The 268-nt window shown below is 45.5% G+C and carries 1 protein-coding gene; it reads right to left on the reverse strand.

What is annotated here, in order from left to right; translation table 11 throughout:
- Window positions 1-8: 8 nt before the first annotated feature.
- Window positions 9-268 (reverse strand): ubiquitin-conjugating enzyme E2 (locus L9G74_RS24235; protein ID WP_238898663.1); only part of this gene is annotated, 260 nt, incomplete at its 5' end.

Below are 268 nucleotides of genomic sequence, written 5' to 3' on the forward strand. Positions count from 1 at the left end.
GGGGTGGATCAGTCCGCGGTCCAGCTCTGCTCCACTATCTCACGAACTTTTCGGTTGTATTCCCGCTTGTTCTCACTGAATAGGCGGGCAGCTTCAGAGTTGGCAGGTGAATTTGGGTTTGGATCGCAAAGCAGCGAATGGATGGATGTGAGTATAGCAGCTACATCATATATAGGACTCCACTGGTTTTGTAATATATCCAAACAAATACTTCCATCCGCATAAACTTCCCAGAGTAGAAAAATGGCAGTAGCTACATAGGTAATTT

The sequence above is a fragment of the Shewanella electrica genome (assembly GCF_022321485.1).
Classification (GTDB): domain Bacteria; phylum Pseudomonadota; class Gammaproteobacteria; order Enterobacterales; family Shewanellaceae; genus Shewanella; species Shewanella electrica.